The sequence below is a fragment of the Candidatus Eisenbacteria bacterium genome (genome assembly GCA_035577985.1).
Lineage (GTDB): Bacteria > Desulfobacterota > Binatia > DP-6 > DP-6 > DATJZY01.
Map to the genome: position 1 here is coordinate 1 of DATJZY010000019.1, position 18235 is coordinate 18235.

The 18235-nt window shown below is 71.3% G+C and carries 22 protein-coding genes; 6 read left to right on the plus strand and 16 right to left on the minus strand.

The window, feature by feature from the left end; genetic code table 11:
* From VMS22_02225 to VMS22_02240, 4 genes are all read right to left on the minus strand, one after another.
* Positions 1 to 860: CoA transferase (locus VMS22_02225; GenBank protein HXJ32828.1), on the minus strand; the 860-nt coding region annotated here is incomplete at its 3' end.
* On the minus strand, positions 857 to 2050 hold the full coding sequence (locus VMS22_02230; GenBank protein ID HXJ32829.1) for an aspartate aminotransferase family protein: 1194 nt from the start codon (positions 2048 to 2050) through the stop codon (positions 857 to 859). The genes VMS22_02225 and VMS22_02230, both read right to left, overlap by 4 nt.
* Positions 2047 to 3204 carry an acyl-CoA reductase gene (locus VMS22_02235; GenBank protein HXJ32830.1) on the minus strand — a complete coding sequence of 386 codons (1158 nt, stop codon included), beginning with the start codon at positions 3202 to 3204 and terminating at the stop codon, positions 2047 to 2049. The genes VMS22_02230 and VMS22_02235 overlap by 4 nt, the downstream gene beginning before the upstream one ends.
* Entirely contained in the window at positions 3201 to 4271 is a 1071-nt protein-coding gene (locus VMS22_02240; GenBank protein ID HXJ32831.1) for a long-chain fatty acid--CoA ligase, read from the minus strand. Before VMS22_02240 ends, VMS22_02235 begins: the two co-directional genes overlap by 4 nt.
* Before the next feature lie 93 nt (positions 4272 to 4364).
* Between VMS22_02240 and VMS22_02245 the strand changes: the two genes are divergently transcribed.
* Genes VMS22_02245 through VMS22_02255 form a run of 3 tightly spaced genes read left to right on the plus strand, consistent with a single transcriptional unit; the run spans position 4365 to position 6157 of the window.
* Positions 4365 to 4700 carry a tetratricopeptide repeat protein gene (locus tag VMS22_02245; protein HXJ32832.1) on the plus strand — a complete coding sequence of 112 codons (336 nt, stop codon included), beginning with the start codon at positions 4365 to 4367 and terminating at the stop codon, positions 4698 to 4700.
* Between the two features lie 3 nt (positions 4701 to 4703).
* Positions 4704 to 4970 carry a hypothetical protein gene (locus VMS22_02250; protein ID HXJ32833.1) on the plus strand — a complete coding sequence of 89 codons (267 nt, stop codon included), beginning with the start codon at positions 4704 to 4706 and terminating at the stop codon, positions 4968 to 4970.
* Positions 4967 to 6157, plus strand: a complete 1191-nt coding sequence (locus tag VMS22_02255; protein HXJ32834.1) for a CoA transferase — start codon at positions 4967 to 4969, stop codon at positions 6155 to 6157. The genes VMS22_02250 and VMS22_02255 overlap by 4 nt, the downstream gene beginning before the upstream one ends.
* A 331-nt stretch (positions 6158 to 6488) precedes the next feature.
* On the opposite strand, the gene VMS22_02260 is transcribed toward VMS22_02255, so the two are convergent.
* Positions 6489 to 6797: a hypothetical protein gene (locus VMS22_02260; protein ID HXJ32835.1), complete on the minus strand. Its 309-nt coding sequence runs from the start codon at positions 6795 to 6797 to the stop codon at positions 6489 to 6491.
* A gap of 65 nt (positions 6798 to 6862) precedes the next feature.
* Complete coding sequence (locus VMS22_02265) at positions 6863 to 7390, minus strand: hypothetical protein (GenBank protein ID HXJ32836.1); 528 nt, start codon at positions 7388 to 7390, stop codon at positions 6863 to 6865.
* 58 nt (positions 7391 to 7448) lie between these two features.
* On the opposite strand from VMS22_02265, the gene VMS22_02270 reads away from it, so the two are divergent.
* Positions 7449 to 8249 (plus strand): SDR family oxidoreductase, encoded by an 801-nt coding sequence (locus VMS22_02270; protein HXJ32837.1) that lies wholly within the window; start codon positions 7449 to 7451, stop codon positions 8247 to 8249.
* On the opposite strand, the gene VMS22_02275 is transcribed toward VMS22_02270, so the two are convergent.
* The 4 genes from VMS22_02275 to VMS22_02290 all read right to left on the minus strand — a co-directional run bounded on the left by VMS22_02275 (position 8200) and on the right by VMS22_02290 (position 11047).
* The gene (locus VMS22_02275; GenBank protein ID HXJ32838.1) at positions 8200 to 8649 is read right to left on the minus strand and encodes a hypothetical protein; all 450 of its coding nucleotides are present in this window, start codon (positions 8647 to 8649) and stop codon (positions 8200 to 8202) included. The genes VMS22_02270 and VMS22_02275 overlap by 50 nt on opposite strands.
* A 192-nt stretch (positions 8650 to 8841) precedes the next feature.
* Entirely contained in the window at positions 8842 to 9912 is a 1071-nt protein-coding gene (locus tag VMS22_02280; GenBank protein ID HXJ32839.1) for a Gfo/Idh/MocA family oxidoreductase, read from the minus strand.
* A 3-nt stretch (positions 9913 to 9915) separates the two neighbouring features.
* Positions 9916 to 10794, minus strand: coding sequence for an LLM class F420-dependent oxidoreductase (locus VMS22_02285; protein HXJ32840.1), 879 nt, complete (start codon positions 10792 to 10794; stop codon positions 9916 to 9918).
* 4 nt (positions 10795 to 10798) lie between these two features.
* Positions 10799 to 11047: a hypothetical protein gene (locus VMS22_02290; GenBank protein HXJ32841.1), complete on the minus strand. Its 249-nt coding sequence runs from the start codon at positions 11045 to 11047 to the stop codon at positions 10799 to 10801.
* Between the two features lie 97 nt (positions 11048 to 11144).
* Between VMS22_02290 and VMS22_02295 the strand changes: the two genes are divergently transcribed.
* Positions 11145 to 12446: a DUF1329 domain-containing protein gene (locus VMS22_02295; protein ID HXJ32842.1), complete on the plus strand. Its 1302-nt coding sequence runs from the start codon at positions 11145 to 11147 to the stop codon at positions 12444 to 12446.
* A gap of 162 nt (positions 12447 to 12608) precedes the next feature.
* On the opposite strand, the gene VMS22_02300 is transcribed toward VMS22_02295, so the two are convergent.
* The 5 genes from VMS22_02300 to VMS22_02320 form a co-directional block, all read right to left on the minus strand.
* Positions 12609 to 13445 (minus strand): enoyl-CoA hydratase-related protein, encoded by an 837-nt coding sequence (locus tag VMS22_02300; GenBank protein ID HXJ32843.1) that lies wholly within the window; start codon positions 13443 to 13445, stop codon positions 12609 to 12611.
* A gap of 4 nt (positions 13446 to 13449) precedes the next feature.
* On the minus strand, positions 13450 to 13926 hold the full coding sequence (locus VMS22_02305; GenBank protein ID HXJ32844.1) for a flavin reductase family protein: 477 nt from the start codon (positions 13924 to 13926) through the stop codon (positions 13450 to 13452).
* Positions 13927 to 13977: 51 nt separating this feature from the next.
* The gene (locus VMS22_02310) at positions 13978 to 14535 is read right to left on the minus strand and encodes an SRPBCC family protein (protein HXJ32845.1); all 558 of its coding nucleotides are present in this window, start codon (positions 14533 to 14535) and stop codon (positions 13978 to 13980) included.
* An 81-nt stretch (positions 14536 to 14616) separates the two neighbouring features.
* A complete protein-coding gene (locus VMS22_02315; GenBank protein HXJ32846.1) occupies positions 14617 to 15441 on the minus strand; it encodes a glucose 1-dehydrogenase in 825 nt (274 codons plus the stop codon).
* Between the two features lie 7 nt (positions 15442 to 15448).
* Positions 15449 to 15895: a hypothetical protein gene (locus VMS22_02320; protein HXJ32847.1), complete on the minus strand. Its 447-nt coding sequence runs from the start codon at positions 15893 to 15895 to the stop codon at positions 15449 to 15451.
* Between the two features lie 106 nt (positions 15896 to 16001).
* Here VMS22_02320 and VMS22_02325 point away from each other — a divergent pair, with 106 nt between their 5' ends.
* Complete coding sequence (locus VMS22_02325) at positions 16002 to 16856, plus strand: thioredoxin domain-containing protein (GenBank protein ID HXJ32848.1); 855 nt, start codon at positions 16002 to 16004, stop codon at positions 16854 to 16856.
* Between the two features lie 293 nt (positions 16857 to 17149).
* Here the strand turns inward: VMS22_02325 and VMS22_02330 are convergent, their stop codons facing one another.
* Entirely contained in the window at positions 17150 to 18202 is a 1053-nt protein-coding gene (locus tag VMS22_02330; GenBank protein HXJ32849.1) for a glycosyltransferase, read from the minus strand.
* Positions 18203 to 18235 lie beyond the last annotated feature (33 nt).

The following is an 18235-nucleotide window of genomic DNA, read 5'->3' on the forward strand; positions in this document are numbered from 1 at the left end:
ATGGCGGCGTCGAGGGCGTCGACGTTCTCGAGCCGCGCACGGTTGGTGCGGAAGCGCGGATCGTCGGCGAGATCGGAGCGCCCGACGGCGCCGAGGAGGCGCTGGACGATGTCGTTCGTTCCCGCCGTGATCGCGACCCAGTGGCCGTCGGCGGCGCGGTAGGTGTTGCGCGGCGCCATCGTGGGAAAGCGATTGCCGCGACGTCCGGGGTCGCCGCCGCTTCGCGCCATCTGGGCGAGGCGCTGGCCGAGTAGACCCAGAAGCGGCGCCGTCATCGCGACGTCGAACCTGGTCGGCCCGCCGCGCTCGCGGGTCGCCAAGCCGACGAGCGCCGCGATGATGCCCTGGAGCACGCCGAGGTAGTCGCCCAGTCCGACGGGAGCGAGGGTCGGGGGCGCATCGGCAGGACCCGTCAAGTGCGCGAGGCCGGTCACCGCCTCGGCGAGCGTTCCCGAGCCGGGGCGGTCGGCCCATGGTCCGCTCGCGCCGTAGGTCGTGAGGTTGACGGCAACCAGTCGCGGGTGGCGCGCGCGCAGCGCATCGGCACCGAGGCTCCAGGCGGCGAGCCGCTCGGCGGAGAGGGCGGAGACGAGCACGTCGGCCCGCGCGAGGAGACGATCCAGCAGCTCGCGTCCCTGCGCGCGGGCGGCGTCGAGCGTGACGCACGACTTGTTGCGGTTCACGAGCTTCCACTGGATCGCGACGCCGCGCGCGTCGGTGAGCTGGCGAAGTGGATCGCCGCGCGGGGGCTCCACCTTCACGACGCGCGCGCCGAGATCGCCGAAGAAGGTCGCGATCTGGGGCGCGGCCCCGAGGGCCGCGACGTCGACGACGACGAGATCGGCGAACGGCGCGGTCATGCGAGCGCGCCGGCGATGGTCGCGACGGCCCGCTCGGCCTCGTCGTCCGTCAGCACGAGCGGCGGCGCCAGGCGCACGACGGTGTCGCGGTGGAGGGTCCAGTTGAGGATGAGGCGCGCCTCGAACGCGCGCCGCGCGAACGCGGCGCAGTGCTCCGGCGTGTCGAACTCGAGCCCGAGGAGCATGCCGAGGCCACGTACCTCGGCGAGGCCGCCGCGACCGGTGAGCGCCCCCATCCGCTGGACGAGCGATGCGCCGAGGCGCGCGGCGCGTCCGGGGAGGTCGTCGCGCAGGAGCACGTCCAGCGCCGCAAGGCCGGCCGCGCACGAGAGCGGGTGGCCGCCGAAGGTCGTCACGTGCGCGAGCGGCGGATCGTGGCTGAGCGTGGCCATGACGTCGGGTGCGCCGACGAACGCTCCGAGCGGAAGGCCGCCGCCCAGCGCCTTCGCGAGCACGAGGATGTCCGGGACGACGCTCCAGTGCTGGTGGGCGAAGAGCCGTCCCGTGCGGCCGAACGCCGTCACCACCTCGTCGAGCACGAGGAGCGCACCCGTCTCGTCGCAGCGCCGGCGAAGCGCGGCGAGATATCCGGGACGCGGGATCCGCACACCGCCCTCGGCCTGCACCGGCTCGACCACGACCGCGGCGACGCGCTCGTCGACGAGGTCGAGCGCCGCCTCGTCGTCGAACGGCAGGAAGGCGACGTCGGGGAGCAGCGGCTCGAAGGGACGGCGGTAGACGGGATTGCCGCCGACCGAGAGCGCGCCCCAGGTGTCGCCGTGGAAGCCGCCCTCGAACGCGACGAAGCGCGTGCGCCCGGTGTGCTTGCGCGCCGTCTTGAGCGCGCCGTCGATCGCCTCCGCGCCGCTCGACGTGAAGTAGGCGACCGAGAGCGGCGCCGGCAGCAGCTCGGCAAGCCGGGCCGCGAGGCGCACCTGCGCCCCCTGCACGAGCTCGCCGTACACCATGACGTGGAGGTGCCGCTCGGCTTGCTCCCGGATCGCGGCCAGCACATCGGGGTGCGCGTGGCCGACGTTCGCCACCCCCATGCCCGCGAGCAGATCCAGGTACGCCCGCCCGTCGGCGTCCCACACCGTCGAGCCCGCCGCGCGCGCCACGACGATCCCCATCGGCGCGTCCGAGGTCTGGCAGACGTGCCGCAGGAACAGCGTTGAGAGATCGGCGCTCACGCTTCCACCTGGATACGGGGTTCGCTCGGGAGGCGAAAGAGCGAGCCCAGGGCCGGGCGCTGGCCGCGCGGCCAGTCGATGCGCGGTCGCTGCATGGCGCCGATCGGACAGAGTCGCGCGACACCCCGGCGCCGCAGCATGTCGGCGTCGAGCACCACGCCGGCGACGCCGACGCACTCGACCGTGGCGGGCGCGATGCGTGTCCCGACCTCGCCGGCCGTCTCGAGCGCGTGGACGAACACCGTGCGCCGTCCCACCTCGGTAGCGGTGCCGCCGACGATGACGGTTCCGCCCGTACTCTCGAGGACCGTCGCGCCCCCGAAGCGTGCCTCCTCGACCGCCAGGCGATGGGCGGCGCGCTCCGCGGTCGTGGCCGGCGGCCGAGGGAGGGAGCGCGCGACATCGTCGAGCGCGGCACGGAGGCGCTCGGCAAGTCCGGCCGCGTCTCCCACCACGAAGACCCTGTGGGGTGAGAGACAGCCGCGCTGCTCGTAGAGGGCGACGTCGGTTGCGAGCCCCGCGACGACGGCGTCGTCGACGTCGCCCAACGCGACGGCGACGCTCGTGCGCCCGCCCTGTGCGACGACCCGCGTGCCAAGACGCCGAGCGAGGGTTCCGACGCTCGCATCGGCACCGCTGGCGACGACCAGGTCGGCCCGGCCGAGGATCGCGTCCTCCACGTCGGTCGCTCCGCCGGGCCAGTACGCCGTCACCACCGTGGCGGCGAGATCGGGATCGACGGCGGCGAGCGCGCGGTGAAAGGCAGGCGCCGAGAGCCGATCCGCGCGCCCCGACTTCACGACGGTCGCGGCACCCGCCAGGCACGAGAGCGCGATGGCCGGGACGGCGAGCCCGGGGACGTTGGACGCCAGGACGTGTGCGACGAGCGCGGGCGGCGTGCCGCTCGCCTCTCGCGCATGCACCTCGCACAGCAGTGCAGCGTCGAGCTGGCTCGCGACGATCGGGAGAACGGCGCGGACCATCCCCGCGCCGAGGTGCGCGGCCTCCGGCAGCTTCGACGACAGCGCCGGATCGCTGCGCCAGCGGGCGCCGGCGGCGGCGAGCGCCGCCGCCGTCTCGCGAACCGAGCGGCCGCACAGGCGCGCCCTCGCCGCGAGCGCGGCATCGATCTCGCGCTGCAGCCCGGCGATCACGACGGCACGAGGTCGGCGAGGAGCAGGCCGCATCCACGCGGCACCGCCCCCGGAACGCGCCCCACGATCTCGATTCCGTCGCCGCCGACCGCTCGGCCGAGGTCCTCGGTGAGCACGACCGACACCGAGCCGGCGTTGGCGAGATCGTGGTGGCAGAGGAGTCCCGTTGCGCCCTCCGGGACGGTCGCGAGCGTGTCCGGATCGAGGACGCGCGTGCGCAGCCACGGCGGCGCGACGAGGCGCCGCGGATCGAGGCTTCGCCCGTCGAAGCGATCGCGGAGCACGCTGTCGTAGCGCTGCGAGCAGAGCTCGGTCATCCCGTATTCGTTCACGCAGTAGTAGGTGGGAATGCCGAGATGCGTCCAGCAGGCGCGCAGAAAGCCGGCGCGCGAGACGGGGCGCGTGAGCCCCTTCTGCCCGCCGGTGTCCACGAGCCGGCTGCCGGGGCCGAGACGGATCGCGCGTCCCGCGTCGAACAGCCGCACGAATCCCGCCGTCGGGCCGGCGAGCAGGACGGCGGCGCCCGTCCGCTCCAGCGTCGCGAGGCGCTCGACCAGACGTTCGACGTCGAGGCCCGCGGCTCCCGCGAACCACTCGACGCCGGCGCCGAACGCCTCCGCCACCCACGCGCACATGTGGACGAGCGAGGAGTCGGGTCGCACGGACGGCGGGGGCAGGAGGAAGAGGCACGGCAGCCGCGCGCCGTCGGGCAGGACGAAACGCTCGAACGCGGGCAGGGCGGACGCACGATAGAGGTCCAGGTGCGGGATCGAGTGGCGACCGCGCATCTCGGGTCCACCCGTCGTGCCGCTCGTGCGGAATACGATCTCCGCCGGCCCGCATGCGAGGTCCGCGCTCCGAAACGCCCGCGCGGGTACCGCGGGCACGTCCGTCCACGCGCCCACCGTCGCCGGCGTGACCCCGCGGCGCTCGCAGTAGGCACGATACGGCAGGTTGCGGTCGAACTGGTGGCGGAAGATGCGCACCGCCCACGCCTCGAAGTCGAGCACCGATTCGTTCGCGGCGCAGGCGCGCAGCGCGGCCGCGAGATCGACCTCGAGAGACACCACGGCGAGCCTAGAAACGCCCCCGCGGGGTGTCAACGTCGCGCATGCGCGATCGGCTTGCCGCCCGGCAGCCGAATGGGTACGCATGCCGTCATGGCCGACAAGTGGGAGCTCTTCGATCAGGGCGTCGATCTGGTCGCAGAGGGCAAGCTCGAGGAGGCGACCAAGCGCTACGAGGAAGCCGTCGCGCTCGATCCCGACTTCGCCGACGGGTGGCAGGGCCTCGCGCTCGTCCTGAACGACCTCGGCCAGCACGCGCGCGCGATCGAAGCCGGCAAGCGACTCTGCGAGCTCACGCCGGACGACGTGCTCGCCCACACGACGCTGTCGCGCCTGTACCAGGCGGCCGGGATGATCGCCGAGGCCGAAGCGGAAGGTGGAAAGGCCCGCATCCTCGACTGGAAGCAGCAGCTGAAAGAGGGGAAGTGAGCGATGGCCGAACGCACCGACGACGAGATGCTCGCGAAGCTGATCGAGCGGAGCCGCCTCCTGATCGCGCTCGACGACGAGATCCCGGTCGAGACGAAGCTCCAGACGCAGCCGCTCCTGAAGCAGCTGGAGCAGCTCCTCGCGGAGGTGGCCGGCGAGCGCGACCTCGGGCGGATCGAATCGACGCACGCCCTCCTGCGCCGCGAGCTCGCGGAGTTCCCGAACATCGACGCCCTCCTCGGCGCCATGGAGAACTTCCTGCCGCGATGAGCGCGCTCGCCCACGTGCGCGTTCTCGATCTGACCCGGTTTCTCGCCGGTCCGTTCTGTACGTCCATCCTCGCCGACATGGGCGCGCAGGTCGTGAAGATCGAGGCGCCGAAGGGCGGCGACGAGGGCCGCTACGGGTATCCGCCGGTCGACGGCGTGCCGGTCTTCTTCCTCGCCCTCAACCGCGGCAAGAAGGGCATCACGCTCGATCTCCGCACGGACGAGGGCCGCGCGATCCTGCGCCGGCTGCTGCCGCACTTCGACGTGCTGGTCGAGAACTTCGCGGGCGGTACGCTCGCGCGCTGGGGGCTCGCGCCCGAGGACCTCTGTCGCGAGCATCCGCGCCTGGTCGTCGCGAGCCTCTCGGGCTTCGGCCAGACAGGCCCATGGCGCGACCGGCCCTCGTACGACATCATCACGCAGGCCTCGAGCGGGTTCATGTCGCTCACCGGGTTCGCGGACAACGGACCTACGCGCGGCGGCGGCTCGCTCGGCGACTACGTACAGGGGCTCTTCGGCGCGATTGCCGTGCTCGGGGCGCTGGTGGCGCGCGACCGCACCGGGCATGGCCAGGCGATCGACGTGTCGAGCCAGGACGCGATGTTCTCGCTGCTCGACTACTGGCCGTCCATCTTCGCCGCCTCGGGCCGTCTGCCGAAGCAGGTGGGAAACCGGCATCTCGCCGCGGTCCCGTACGACTGCTACCGCGCGAAGGACGGCTGGCTCGTGATCGCGATCGCGAGCAACAAGCTCTTCCGGCAGCTCGCGGCGGCGATCGGGCGGCCGGAGCTGGGCGACGATCCGCGATTCCGCGGCGTGACGGCGCGGCTCGAGCACGGCGACGAGATCAACGCGATCGTCGCCGCATGGGTCGGCGAGCGGACCGTGGACGAGGTCGTCGCGACGCTCGGACCGTCGGGCGCGGGGGTCCCGTGCTCACCCGTCTACTCGGTCGACCAGCTCCTCTCGCACCCGCAGCTCCTCGCGCGCGAGATGGTCCAGCGCCTGCCGCACGCGAAGCTCGGCGAGGTCGCGGTGCCCGGCGTGGTCGTCAAGATGTCCGACACGCCGGGCACGATACGCGCGCTCGGCCCCGAGCTCGGCCAACACACCGCCGAGGTGCTGACCGAGCTCCTCGGGCTCACGCCGGACGAGCTCGCGCGGCTCCGCGCCGCGCAGGTCATTTGATCCGAGCCAAGACTCCGTCTTGGCTCGGGTGCGAGCGTGTGGCGTCGGTAGTACGCGCGACCGGCATGTCGCGGCCAGCAAAGCTGGCGCGACAGGCTTGTTACGCCTGCTACGCAGGTCGTCGTGGGCGCGTCCAATCGGCGAGCGGCTCGCAGCGGTCGGAGTCGCACCCAGCACGAGCCCACACGCGAGCTCTACCCGCGCTGCACCTTCGGGCGCGTACCTCGTGTGTCGCGCCAGCTTTGCTGGCCGCGACATGCCGGTCGTGCGTACCGGGGACGCTTCACTCTCGCGTTCGCCCCGGCTCAAGAGGGAGTCTTGAGCCGGTATCCTAGTTCGCCGCCGGGGCGGTCGCGCCGCGCATGGCCTTCTGGATCTCGTCGAGACGACCCTGAACGACGATGAGCTTGCCCTCGCAGTCGATCACCTTTTTGCGCTGCTCGTCGTACTTGCCCTGCAGCTCGGGCATGTTCTTGCGTAGTTGCACGGCGCCGTCGTCGCCGGCTCCCCACAACACCCACCCGGTGAAGGCGCCGAAGATGAAGACGACCAGCAGGACGATGATGCGGCCCATCCACGTCCACACCGCCTCCTGGACGCGCTTCTTCGCTTCGTCATCCGAAATCTCGTTCGGCTCCACGGGGCCCCCTTTCGTTGCGGGCCCCCCATTAGCGCACCTGCCAATAGGGCGTAAAGGGGCGGCGCTCAGCAGATCGGCTGCGCGCGCGTCGTCATCAGGTACTCGCGAACGAGCGCCGGGGAGCGGCGAAGGCCCTCGTCGAAGTTCCGGAAGATGACTTCCCGGACCCACTCGCCGCGCACCCAGGCGTCGAACGACGACTCGTCGCCGAGCCGCACCTCGACGAGCCGCTCGCCGATCGGAGCCCCCGTGATGATGGCGCGCAGGGAGTCACCGGAGTCGACCAGGATCCCGCGTCCGTCCCGCGGGACGGGGAGGGCTGCCTTCACCTTGTCGACCCGCTGTGGTGGGACGCGCTGTCGCTCGAGCAGGTGGAGGACCGCCCAGCCGCCGGGCTCCGGCTGTGCCTCGTCGAACCACTTGAGGTTGAGATCGGTGAGGCGCCGCTGCGCACGATCCTGGTTGAAGCCGGCGGCGGTGTGGAAGAACCGGTTGCCGAACTGCGCCGGCGGCCGGTCGAGTGGCTTGCCGTCCTTGCCCTGGTCGACCCACCAGCGGTTCTCGATGCTCGGCCGATCGCCTTTGCCGCCCACGCCGAAACCCTAGTCGAGCATTGCCGCGGCGACAAGCTTTGCGCTATTGCCGGCCGCCATGAGCGGGTGGCGGCCCTTCGAGGGCGAGTGGGGCGTGATCCTCGGCGCATCGAGCGGCTTCGGCGCCGCGACGGCGCGCGAGCTCGGCCGCCACGGGATGGGGATCGTGGGCGTCCATCTCGATCGCAAGACGACGCTGCCGGCCGCCGAAGCGGTCGCCAGCGACCTGCGCGAGGCCGGTGTCCCTGCGCACTTCTTCAATGTCAACGCCGCCGACGACGAGAAGCGCGTGCAGGTGTGCGAGCGGGCGCGCGAGCTCACGGGCGGACGGCCCCTGCGCATCGTCATGCACTCGCTCGCATTCGGGACCTTGAAGGCGCTCGTCACCGAGATGCCGGGCCAGCAGACGACGAAGGCGCAGCTCGAGATGACGCTCGACGTGATGGCGCACAGCCTGGTCTACTGGGTGCAGGACCTCCACATCCGCGGCCTGGTCGGCGAGGGGACGCGGATCTTTGCCATGACCAGCTCGGGCGGCACGCGCGTCATGCCCTTCTACGGCGCCGTATCGGCGGCCAAGGCCGCGCTCGAATCGCACGTTCGCCAGCTCGCGCTCGAGCTCGGGTCGAAGGGCGTCGCCGTGAACGCGATCCGCGCCGGGGTCACGGACACGCCGGCGTCGCGCAAGATCCCGGTCGCGGACATCCTCTTCTCGGAGGCGCGGCGGCGCAATCCGGGCGGGCGGCTCACCGAGCCCGACGACGTCGCCGGCGCGATCGTCGCGCTGTCGCTGCCCGGGACGCGGTGGATCAGCGGGAACGTGATCGGCGTCGACGGCGGCGAGGACGTGACTGCGTGACGCCGTAGCGGGGCGCCGGCGTCTGCGTCCCATTCGACACGCCGCGCACGAAGCCATGGGCGAAAAGGTCCGCTTTGCGCTCCGCATCGGCCCACAGCACGTAATGCCCCATCTCGTGGTAGACCGTCTGGATCCAGCGTCGCTCGCTGTTGTACTTGCGGCCGCGCTTCCAGTTCTCGGGATGGACGAGCAGGATCTTGCCGTTCTCGAAGGTCCGGCCGCCGCTCTTGCCCCAGTCGAGGTACTCGAACCACTGCACCTCGGGCGTGCGCAGGTGGTAGAAGCGGCTGATCGCCCCGATGGCGCGCCGAAAGCGCGTCAGACCGTACGTGCGGAAGAAGTCGGTGAGCTGGCGGTCGATCGCGCGTCGCTCGCGAACGCCGGGATAGATCATGCGCATGGCGTCTGCCGTGTCCCGCTGCGGCCCCCGAGGTGGATCTCGAGGGCGGGTCATGAACGTTACCGGTGGCCGAAGAGTCCTGTCAACGCGGCGGATGCTTTGCGGCGCACGCCTAGCTCACGCTGAGATCTTGCTAGCAACCTTCCGGCCGGCGAAGGCACCGGCGCCGAGAGCCGGCGCTCGATTTCACCTTCAGGGCGACGCCGGCGAGACCTCGACCCAGCGTTGCGCGCGCGACGCCGTGCGGGCGGCATCGATCACGCGCTGGCACGCGACGCCGTCGTCGAAGGTGGCCGGCGCCGGCGCACCGGCCGGACGCGGACCGCGCTCGATGGCGTCGGCGAACGCCTCCGCCAGGCGAACGAAGCTCGGCAGCTCGCGCGCGGCGAAGGGTCCGGCGCCGGGCGGAATCTCCACCGGCGGCGGCGCGAGGTCGGCATCGATCGCGACGCGCGCGGGCGTCCCGGTCCGTCCCGCGAGCCAGAGATCCCATGCGTCGTCGATCCAGGCCGTGGCATCGGCGCCCGCGACCCGCATCGCGGAGAAGCGCGGGCCCAGCACGGCGGCGCTCTGGTGGAGCACCGCCCGCGCTCCCGATGCCATGCGCAGCAGCAGCGCGAACGTGTCGTCGGCCGAGCCCCGGCCGAGCGTCTCGACGAGCGCCGTCGCCGCCCCGACCTCGCCGAGCCAGACGCGCACGGCGTCGATCAAATGCGAGCCCGACGCGCCGAGCCAGCCGCCGCCCGCGTCGGCGTCGTACCACCAGGCCGGCGGCTCCTTGTAGGGCGCGACGTAGAGGGGGAGCGTGTCGACGCACGTCGCGAGACGGGGCGCACCGAGGTCTCCCCGGGCGATGAGCCGCCCCAGCATCGCGCGGGCGGGATGGAAGCGGAACTCGAAGTCGATCATGCCGACGACACCGGCGGTGCGGACGGCGTCGCGCATGGCCGTGGCCTCGCCCACGTCGCGCGCCATCGGCTTCTCGCACAGGACGTGCCGCCCGGCTCGCGCCGCCGCGATCGCGAACGCGGCGTGGGTGGAAGGTGGCGTCGCGATCGAGACCGCGTCGCAGTCCGCCAGCGCGTCGTCGAGCGACGTGAGCGCGTGCGCGACCCCGACATGCTCGGCCACCGCGCGCGTTCGCACGGCGTCCCGCCCGACGATCGCCGTCACGTCGAATCGGCCGCCGGCGCGAAGACCCGGCACCTGGATGCGCGCGCCGAACCCCGCGCCGACGACGGCGATGCGGAGCGGGCGCGGCACCGGCTAGGGTTTCGCCGACGCGAGCCGATCCAGATGCGCGAGCGTACCGGCGCTGTCGAGGGTGGGGATCGAGACGACCACGCGATCGGCGCCGGCGTCGCGATAGGCCGCCAGGATGTCGCGCGGCGGGAGCATCTCCAGCGCCGCCTCCTCCATGCCGGGTGGCGCGCCCATCATGACCGTGATTGTGATCTTCGAGGGGTCGCGTCCCGCCTCGCGCGCGAGCCGGCCGATCTCCGTGCGCGCCGCCGCCACGTCGCTCGGCGGCACCCCGATCGGCATCCAGCCGTCGCCCCAGGTGGCGACGCGCTTCATCACGCCCGGCCCCATGCCGCCGATGATGACGGGCGGTCCGGGTTTCTGGACCGGCTTCGGACGGCAGACGACGCTCGGGAACTTGACCCACTTGCCGGCGAACGACGCGCCGTCCTCGGCCCACACCTTGCGCATGGCCGCGACGGCCTCGCGCATGAACGCGAAGCGATAGGGAAAGTGCGGGGTGAAGAGGCGCATCTCCTCCTCGAGCCAGCCCGCGCCGATGCCGAACAGGAAGCGCCCGCCCGAGATCCAGTCGACGGTCGCGACCTGGAGCGCGGTCATGAGGGCGTCGCGCTCGGGGACGAGACAGATCCCCGTGCCGATGCGGAGCCGCTTGGTGACGGCCGCGGCGGCGGCGAGGAGCGGGAACGGATCCGGCAGCTCGGTGTACGGACGCGGCAGCTTGCCGTCGGCCGAGAGCGGGTAGCGCGTCTCGTAGGACGCCGGCACGACCGGATGCTCGGGCACCCAGAGCGATTCCATGCCGCGCGCCTCGCAGGCCACCGCGAGATCGGTCACCCGGAGAGCGCGCTCGGTCACGAATTGAAGGATGCCGACGTGCATCGCGTCACTCCTTCGGCATCAGCGACTTCGCCTTCTTGAAGTGCTCGATCGCTTCGTCCTGCATGCCGTTCATGAGCGCCTTGTCCCCCTCCTTGTACTCCTCGCCCGCCTCGCCCAGGTCCTTGCCGTCGGCTTGCGCCTTCTTGATCTTCGGGAGGAGCTCCTTCTTCAGCTCGGTGGCGGTCTGGGCCCACGCGGGAAGGGCGACCCCGAGCGCGGCGACGACGAGTGCGAGGCGGATGGCTGTGCGCATGGCGAGAACCTCCTCCGGCGGCTCTTAGCCAAGCCGGGTCGCGGGACGCAAGAGACTCGCGATCGACCGGCTGGTTCTGGTTCGATATGGGAAGCGGATGCGCTTCGCACTGCTCGCCGTCCTTCTTCTCACGCCGGTCCTCTCGGGGGCCGACGACGCCCTGGCCCCCGGACGCGTGCTCGATCAGACGTCCGCCGCCGCGGCCGAGTCGTTGCTGCCGCCGGAGACGTTCGCGCGCTACAAGGCGGGGGAGTTCCACAACACGATCGGGGCCTGGCCGCAGGGTGCGCCGTGGGAAGAGGCGTTCGCCGCCGCGTCGCAGAAGAACGCCGAGCGTCTCGGCGTGAGCGAACACGGCACGATCGTCGATCGCGCGTCGGGCAAGCCCGCGAGCGGCCTGTACGGCGTGCCGTTCCGCATCGATCCCGCCGATCCGCAGGCGGGCGTGAAGGTGATGTGGAACGCGTACTACGCGCTCTGGCGCATCGGCAGCACGCACGACGCGCTCGGCATGTCGTGGGTGGGGCGCAAGGGGCTGCAGCGCGAGGCCGTCCTCGAGAGCCACATGGCGTTCCTCGAAGGCGTGCCGCCATCGCGCGCGCCCAAGGAGAACCCGCTCGATCTCGCGCAGCAGTCTCGCGCCATCGTGACGTCGCCGGCGGATCTGAACGGAACGGCGTCGCTCTCGTGGCGCTTCCGCGATCCCGACAAGCAGGACCAGTCGTGGACGTACGTGCCCGCGCTCCGGCGCGTGCGCCAGGTGTCGCCGGCCAATCGCTCGGACGGATTCCTCGGCTCCGACCTGTCGCAGGACGACGGCGCCGTGTTCGACGGCAAGCCGGAGGACTTCACCTGGAAGCTCGTCGGCGCGCGCGAGGGGCTGGTGCTCGCCGATCCCGCGAGCCTGGCCGGCAAGGTCGTCCGCAAGGAGCGGCCGGACGGCGGCTTCGACGACGAGTGGCCGCCCGATCAAAAGGTGATCGGCTACCAGGACCCGCAATGGGCGGGGCTTCCGTGGGCGCCCGTCACGCCCGTGCTGGTGAGGCGCAAGCTCTGGGTCATCGAGGCCAAGCCGCACGATCCGTACTACCTGTTCGACCGCATCGAGCTGGCGATCGACCAGGACACGTTCCAGGGCGTCGCCAGCCGCAAGTTCGACGCGCAGGGCACGCTGCTCCGCAGCCTGCAGTTCCTGGTGGGTGCCCCGCAGCCGATCACGACGGGCGGCGAGACGCTGCTGCTGCCGGCCACACAGATGGGCTACCTGCTAGCCGAGAACCTGAAAGCCGACCGCGCAACCGTGGCAGGGACGATGCCGCCCGGCGTCTCGGTGCACTCGCGAAGAGTCCCGATCGACCCCGGAATCTTTGCGCTCGAGCGCCTCGGCGCAGGGAAGTAGTCCCCGACGGGAGGCGCCGGGGGCCAGGCGGAGGCGCCTGCGAAGCGGCGCGACGAAACGTGGGCCCGTGACGTGGCGCGTGTTTTGTCGCGCGGCGGAGCCGAAGCCGAAGCCTGGCCCCCGGCGCCTCCCGTCGGCGCACTCCTGCGGCGGCGAGCCGCTCTAGCGCAGCTTCCAGCGGGGCTTGCGCTTTTCGCGGAAGGCGGCGAGCCCTTCGGCGGCGTCTTCGGTCATGAAGATCTTCGACGAGAGGTCGGATTCGATCTTGTAGTGCTCGGCGAGCGTGGTGCGGAGGCCGAGCTGGACCGAGCGCTTGATCGCCTGGACGGCCAGGGGGCCGCAGGAGCAGATGTCGTCGGCGAGGGCGCGCGCCGTGTCCATCAGCGTGGCCGGCGGGACGACCTGGCTCACGAGGCCGCAGCGGAGGGCCTCGTCGGCCTTCATGAGGCGGCCGGTGATGAGGAGCTCCATCGCGCGGGAGAACGGGATCTGCCGCACGAGGTTCGCGGTCGAGCCGCCGCCGGGAAAGAGGCCCCACTTCGGCTCGAAGATGCCGAAGCTCGCGTTCTCGGACGCGACACGGATGTCGGTGTTCTGCAGCATCTCGAGGCCGCCGGCGGTGCAGAAGCCGTTCACCGCGCCGATGATCGGCTTCCACAGGTCCACGTTGCGCAGCACCGCGAACGTCGTCGCGTTCGGGGGAAGATCCGACGGATCGACGTCCGGGCCCCAGTCGAATTGCACCTCGCCGCGGCGGATCTGCTCGGTCTTGCCGACGGTCTGCGAGATGAACTGCTTCAGGTCGCCGCCCGAGCAGAAGGCTTTGTCGCCGGCGCCCGTGAGGATCGCGACCCAGACGTCGGCGTCGTCGCGCAGCCGCATCCACGCCCGGCACAGGCCGGCCAGGACCGGCATGTTCATCGCGTTGCGCGCCTCGGGACGGTTGATCGTCACCGTCATCACGTGGTCGCGGACGTCGACGAGCAGCTCGTGCGCCACTGAATCAGGCCTCGACGAGGCGGCGGTATCTGCCCTGGAAGAAGAGGAGCGGATCGCCCCCGTTCACCTGGACGTGCTCGACGTGTCCGATGTGGATCACGTGGTCGCCGCTGTCGTGGGTCGCCGTGATGCGACATTCGATCGTCGCGAGCGCCCCGGCGATGAGCGGCGCACCGTGATGTCCCGGCGCCGTGGCGACGCCCGTGAACTTGTCGCCACCCGACTTCGCGAAGCGGTTCGACAGGTCCTCCTGCTCGCGCGTCAGGATGTTCACGGTGAAGACCTTCGAGTCGTAGAAGTGCGCGAAGCTCTCCGCCTTGCGGTCGACGCACACGAGACAGAGGGGGGGATCGAGCGACAGCGACGTGAACGCGTTGGCGGTGAGCCCGTACGGGGTGCCGTCCGCGCCGCGCGTCGTGACGATGGTGACGCCGGTCGCAAAATGGCCCATGACGCGGCGGAGGTCCTTCGGATCGAGCATGGCCCGTCCGCGTACTGTGCGGGCGGGCGTGCTGTCAACGCAGGGGCGCGGTCAGGTGCGCGGCTGCGCGGCGCGCTTGCGGAGCCCGCGCGCCGCCGCCGTGAACGTCTCGCGCGTCGCTTGCGCCAGCGCCGCGAGCGAGAGCCCCTTGCCTTCCTTCACCAGGTAGCTCGAGTGGACGAGGCAGCGCTTGCCGTCGGGCGAACCCTCGAGCTGGTAGTTGCCGTCGTTGTACGTGAGATCGCTCTGCAGCGTGCGAAAATCGACCTTCCTCTTGTCGCGATCGAAGGTCCACTCGACCTTGGCGCTCGACTGGCGGCCGATCACGCGCTGCGCGATCTGCACCGTCTTCGACGTCGGCGACTGCTCGATCAGCGAGACGCTGTCGACGCCCGGAATGAAGTCGGGATAGTGCTCGATGTCGGTGAGCGCGTCGAAGACGGGCTGGCACGGCAGATCGAGCAGCGACCAGTACTCGAGGAGCGCGCCGCCGGCCTGCTCGGTCTGGCTCTCCCGGTAGAGCAGGTTCTCCGGTGCGCTCCAGTCGACGGTGCGGCCGCCACAGCCGCCGAACGCGAACCCCACGAGGACGAACGCCATAGCCGGCATGGACCGCATGGTCCCCCCTCTCGCGAGCGATCGGTCTCTTCGCGACCGCCGCTAGCACCGCGGGCGCGCCGGCGTCAATCGTCAGCGGCGGCGCGGGGGCCCGAGCGTCCACGCGCCGTCGGCTGGATCGCGGTACCAGCCGCCCGCGGCGTGCGTGCCGCCGTCGACGTGCAGCGTGACCCCGGTCACGTAGCGCGCAAGGTCCGACGCGAGGAACACCGCCGCACCGGCGATGTCGTCGGGCTCCGCCGCGCGGCCGAGCGGCACCGTCCAACGAAATCGCTCGCGATCGCCCTCGGGGATCATCGCGCGCAGCCCCTCCGTCATGCACACGTCGGGCGCGATCGCGTTCACGCGGATGCCGTGCGGGCCGAGCTCGACCGCCGTCGTCTGCGTGAAGTTGACGACGCCCGCCTTGGCGGCGGCATAGGGAGCGTAGCCCGGCGCGGCGCGGACGCCCTCGATCGAGACGATGTTGATGATGCTGCCGCCGAGCCCGCCGTCCGCCATGCGGCGCGCGACGGCCTGCGTGCAGGAGAAGACGCTCCGGAGGTTCGCGCGCAGGAGCGCGTCCCATCCCTTCTCCTTGCTCTCGAGAAACGGCGCGGCGAACGTGCCGCCGGCGTTGTTGACCAGCACGTCGAGACGGCCGGTGCGCTCGGCCGTCGTCGCGACGGCCCGCTCGACGGCCTCGCCGTCCCGCACGTCGGTCGGGATCGGGAGCGCCTCGCCACCCGCGGCGCGAATCTCGTCGGCCGTCCGGGCGCAGGTCGCCGGGTCGATCTCGAGCAGCGCCACGCGGGCGCCGAAGCGCGCGAGCGCGAGCGCGATCCCCTTGCCGATGCCGGCGCCGGCGCCGGTCACGATCGCCGTGCGGCAGGTGAGGAGCGCGTCCTGCGGCGTCACGTCGCCGTCACTGGGGCGTATAGCAGACGACCACGCGGTCGCCCGATTTGAACCCGTCGCGGAAGCTCTGCTCGAACCCCTTCCAGCGCTCGGGGTACTTCTTCGCGTAGTCGTCCATGATCCGGGTCTCGAGCGCCGGATCCTTCACGAGCGCGCCGGTCGCCTGGAAGCTCGGACCGTCGGGCTTCCCCACGGCGATGCGGGCCTTCGTGCGCTTCCAGCCGATGCGTCGCACGCGCCACGAGGTCGGGCGGGTGGCGACGTACACCTTGCCGTCCTCGAAGTGGAACCAGATCTCCGCCGGCTTGCTCCACTCTCCGGTCTTGCGCTCGCTCTGCACGTAGACGTACGGCGCCTCGCGCAACGCCTTGTCCAGCTCGGGGGTGAGGGCGGCGGACGCCGCGGTCGCGGCCACCAGCACGAGACCGATCGCGAAGACGGTGGGGCGCCGCATGGGGCGTCCATACTGCCGGCCCCCCGGGGGATCAAGCGCACGGAGTGTACTTGACCGCGAAACGAAACGCGGGCACGTGGGAGCTTCACAACTCACGGGAGGTCCCATGATCCGATCCGCGCGACTCGCGACTGCTGCTTGCGTCCTCGTCCTGGCCGGTGCCCGGCTGGCGGGCGCCGACAGCGGCGAGGACCAGTTGATCAAGTACTACCGCAAGAAGAACAACGTCCCGCCGGCGGCCAAGGTCGCGGTCGAGGGCGTGAAGGACTCCACGAACATCAAGGGCGCCAAGGAAGGGACGCTCGTCATCGGTGAGGGCGCGGCGGCGCAGCGCAGGACGTTCGTCGCGTCGAGCGATCTCAAGTGGGTGGTGTTCGGCGATGTCGTCGACACGAGCGTCGACCCGGCCAAGGCCGTCATGGCGAAGATTTCGGTCAAGGACGAGCCCTTCTCGGGCGCGAAGGACGCGAAGGTCGTCATCGTCGAGTACTCGGACTTCCAGTGCCCGTTCTGCAAGCGCGGGTACGACACCATCGAGCAGCAGGTGCTGAAGGAGTACGGCGGGAAGGTGAAGTTCTACTTCAAGAGCTTCCCGTTGAGCTTCCACCCCTGGGCCGAGCCGGCGGCGATCGCGGCCGAGTGCGCCAAGATGCAGAAGCCGGACGCGTACTGGAAGCTCTATCACTCCTTCTTCGACAACCAGCAGACCGTGAACCCGCAGAACGTGAAGGAGAAGGCACAGGAGTACCTGAAGGACAGTGGGATCGACATGGCGAAGTGGAACGACTGCTACGACAACAAGAAGAGCCTCGACCGCGTGAAGGCGCAGCAGGCCGAGGGCTCGGGCCTCGGCGTCACCGGCACGCCGGCCTTCTTCATCAACGGGCGCATGCTGGTCGGCGCCCAGCCGTACGAGAAGTTCAAGGACGTCATCGACGACGAGCTCGCATCGTCCAAATAGCCGACCCAAGACTGCGTCTTGGGTCGGAGAGAACCGAGAGTGTAGCGTCGGTGGCACGCGCGACCGGTCTGTCGCGGCCAGCAAAGCTGGCGCGACAGGCTGGGTACGCGCGCGGTGCAGGCGTTCGCGACCTGGTCGCGGCCGCGTTGTGACCCTTCGTCGGCTGGTCGCGGCTCCGGGTGCGTTCCTCGTATGTCGCGCCAGCTTTGCTGGCCGCGACATGCCGGTCGCGCGTGCCACGGAGGCGACGCTCTCGCGCGCTCCCCGAGCCAAGACGAAGTCTTGGCTCGGAGTTACGCCGTGCCGACGATGACGTGGTGACGGCTGTCGGCGCGATGCAGCGCCGCGTGCACGCTCGCGAGCTCGGCGCGGGCGAGCGGCTCCGCCGTGAGGCTGGAGAGGCTCGGCAGGCGGATCGGCCAGGTGACGTCGAGCAGCAGGTGCTCGCGATCGCACAGGAAGCGGCCGTAGTGGAGCAGCGCTTCGTCCACCTTGCCCGCGCGCTGGCACGCCTCGGCCAGGACGAGGCGAACGTCGATCCAGTCCGGCCGCAGCGCGAGCGCGGTCCGGCACGCGTTCGCGGCGCCGCTGACGTCGCCGGCCGCGAGCCGGGCACGCGAGAGCGTCTCGATCGCGAGCAGCCCGGTCATGGTCGAGCGGGTGCGCCGGAGCGCCGCTTCGGCGTGGGCGGCCGCGGCGTACGCGTCGCCCTGGGCGAACAGGGTCGCGGCCAGCCGCTGGCGCAGCTCGGCGTCGGAGGGCGCCTCGGCGACGGCGCGCTCGAGGAGGATGCGATTGCGCTCGAGGCGCCTCGTGCGCGACGCCGCCGTCGCATAGCCGTGGTGACGGATCGGGAGCGCGGCGTATTCCGTCGCCGCCGCCGTCACCCGCTCGTGGATCGGACGCTGCCAGCGGTGCCCGGGGGCGCGGCGGAACAGACGCACGGCGAAGTGGATCGACTCGATGTCGCCGGTCGTGCCGATCTCCTCGATGGGCAGGCGCAACGCCGGCGCGCCGGCCTCCGATGCCGTGCTGCGGAGCCCCTCGGCCGCGTCGATCGAGAGCACCTCGTCCGCATCGAGCGACAGGATCCACGTGCCGCGCGCCTCCGCGAGGGCCACGTTTCGCGCGGCTGCGAAGTCGTCCTGCCACGGCGCATGGACGACGCGTGCGCCGTGCGCGAGAGCGATTGCGGGCGTGTCGTCGCTCGATCCGGTATCGACGACGATGACCTCGTCGGCGACCGGTGCGGCGCTCGCGAGACACGCGCCCAGCGCCTGGGCCTCGTCGCGGGCGATCACGCACACGCTGACGCGAACCCCACGGCGCGGGACGGCCCGCGTCATGCCAATGACACCGTGACGACCCTCCGGCACGAT

Bases quoted from the DNA above. Each gene is read 5' to 3' on its own strand.
- VMS22_02255 (HXJ32834.1), top strand. From the start codon at position 4,967: ATGAGCGCGCTCGCCCACGTGCGCGTTCTCGATCTGACCCGGTTTCTC.
- VMS22_02245 (HXJ32832.1), top strand. From the start codon at position 4,365: ATGGCCGACAAGTGGGAGCTCTTCGATCAGGGCGTCGATCTGGTCGCA.
- VMS22_02295 (HXJ32842.1), top strand. From the start codon at position 11,145: ATGCGCTTCGCACTGCTCGCCGTCCTTCTTCTCACGCCGGTCCTCTCG.
- VMS22_02320 (HXJ32847.1), bottom strand. From the start codon at position 15,895: ATGCGGCGCCCCACCGTCTTCGCGATCGGTCTCGTGCTGGTGGCCGCG.
- VMS22_02305 (HXJ32844.1), bottom strand. From the start codon at position 13,926: ATGCTCGATCCGAAGGACCTCCGCCGCGTCATGGGCCATTTTGCGACC.
- VMS22_02275 (HXJ32838.1), bottom strand. From the start codon at position 8,649: ATGCGCATGATCTATCCCGGCGTTCGCGAGCGACGCGCGATCGACCGC.
- VMS22_02270 (HXJ32837.1), top strand. From the start codon at position 7,449: ATGAGCGGGTGGCGGCCCTTCGAGGGCGAGTGGGGCGTGATCCTCGGC.
- VMS22_02290 (HXJ32841.1), bottom strand. From the start codon at position 11,047: ATGCGCACAGCCATCCGCCTCGCACTCGTCGTCGCCGCGCTCGGGGTC.
- VMS22_02330 (HXJ32849.1), bottom strand. From the start codon at position 18,202: ATGACGCGGGCCGTCCCGCGCCGTGGGGTTCGCGTCAGCGTGTGCGTG.
- VMS22_02325 (HXJ32848.1), top strand. From the start codon at position 16,002: ATGATCCGATCCGCGCGACTCGCGACTGCTGCTTGCGTCCTCGTCCTG.
- VMS22_02250 (HXJ32833.1), top strand. From the start codon at position 4,704: ATGGCCGAACGCACCGACGACGAGATGCTCGCGAAGCTGATCGAGCGG.
- VMS22_02285 (HXJ32840.1), bottom strand. From the start codon at position 10,794: ATGCACGTCGGCATCCTTCAATTCGTGACCGAGCGCGCTCTCCGGGTG.
- VMS22_02310 (HXJ32845.1), bottom strand. From the start codon at position 14,535: ATGCCGGCTATGGCGTTCGTCCTCGTGGGGTTCGCGTTCGGCGGCTGT.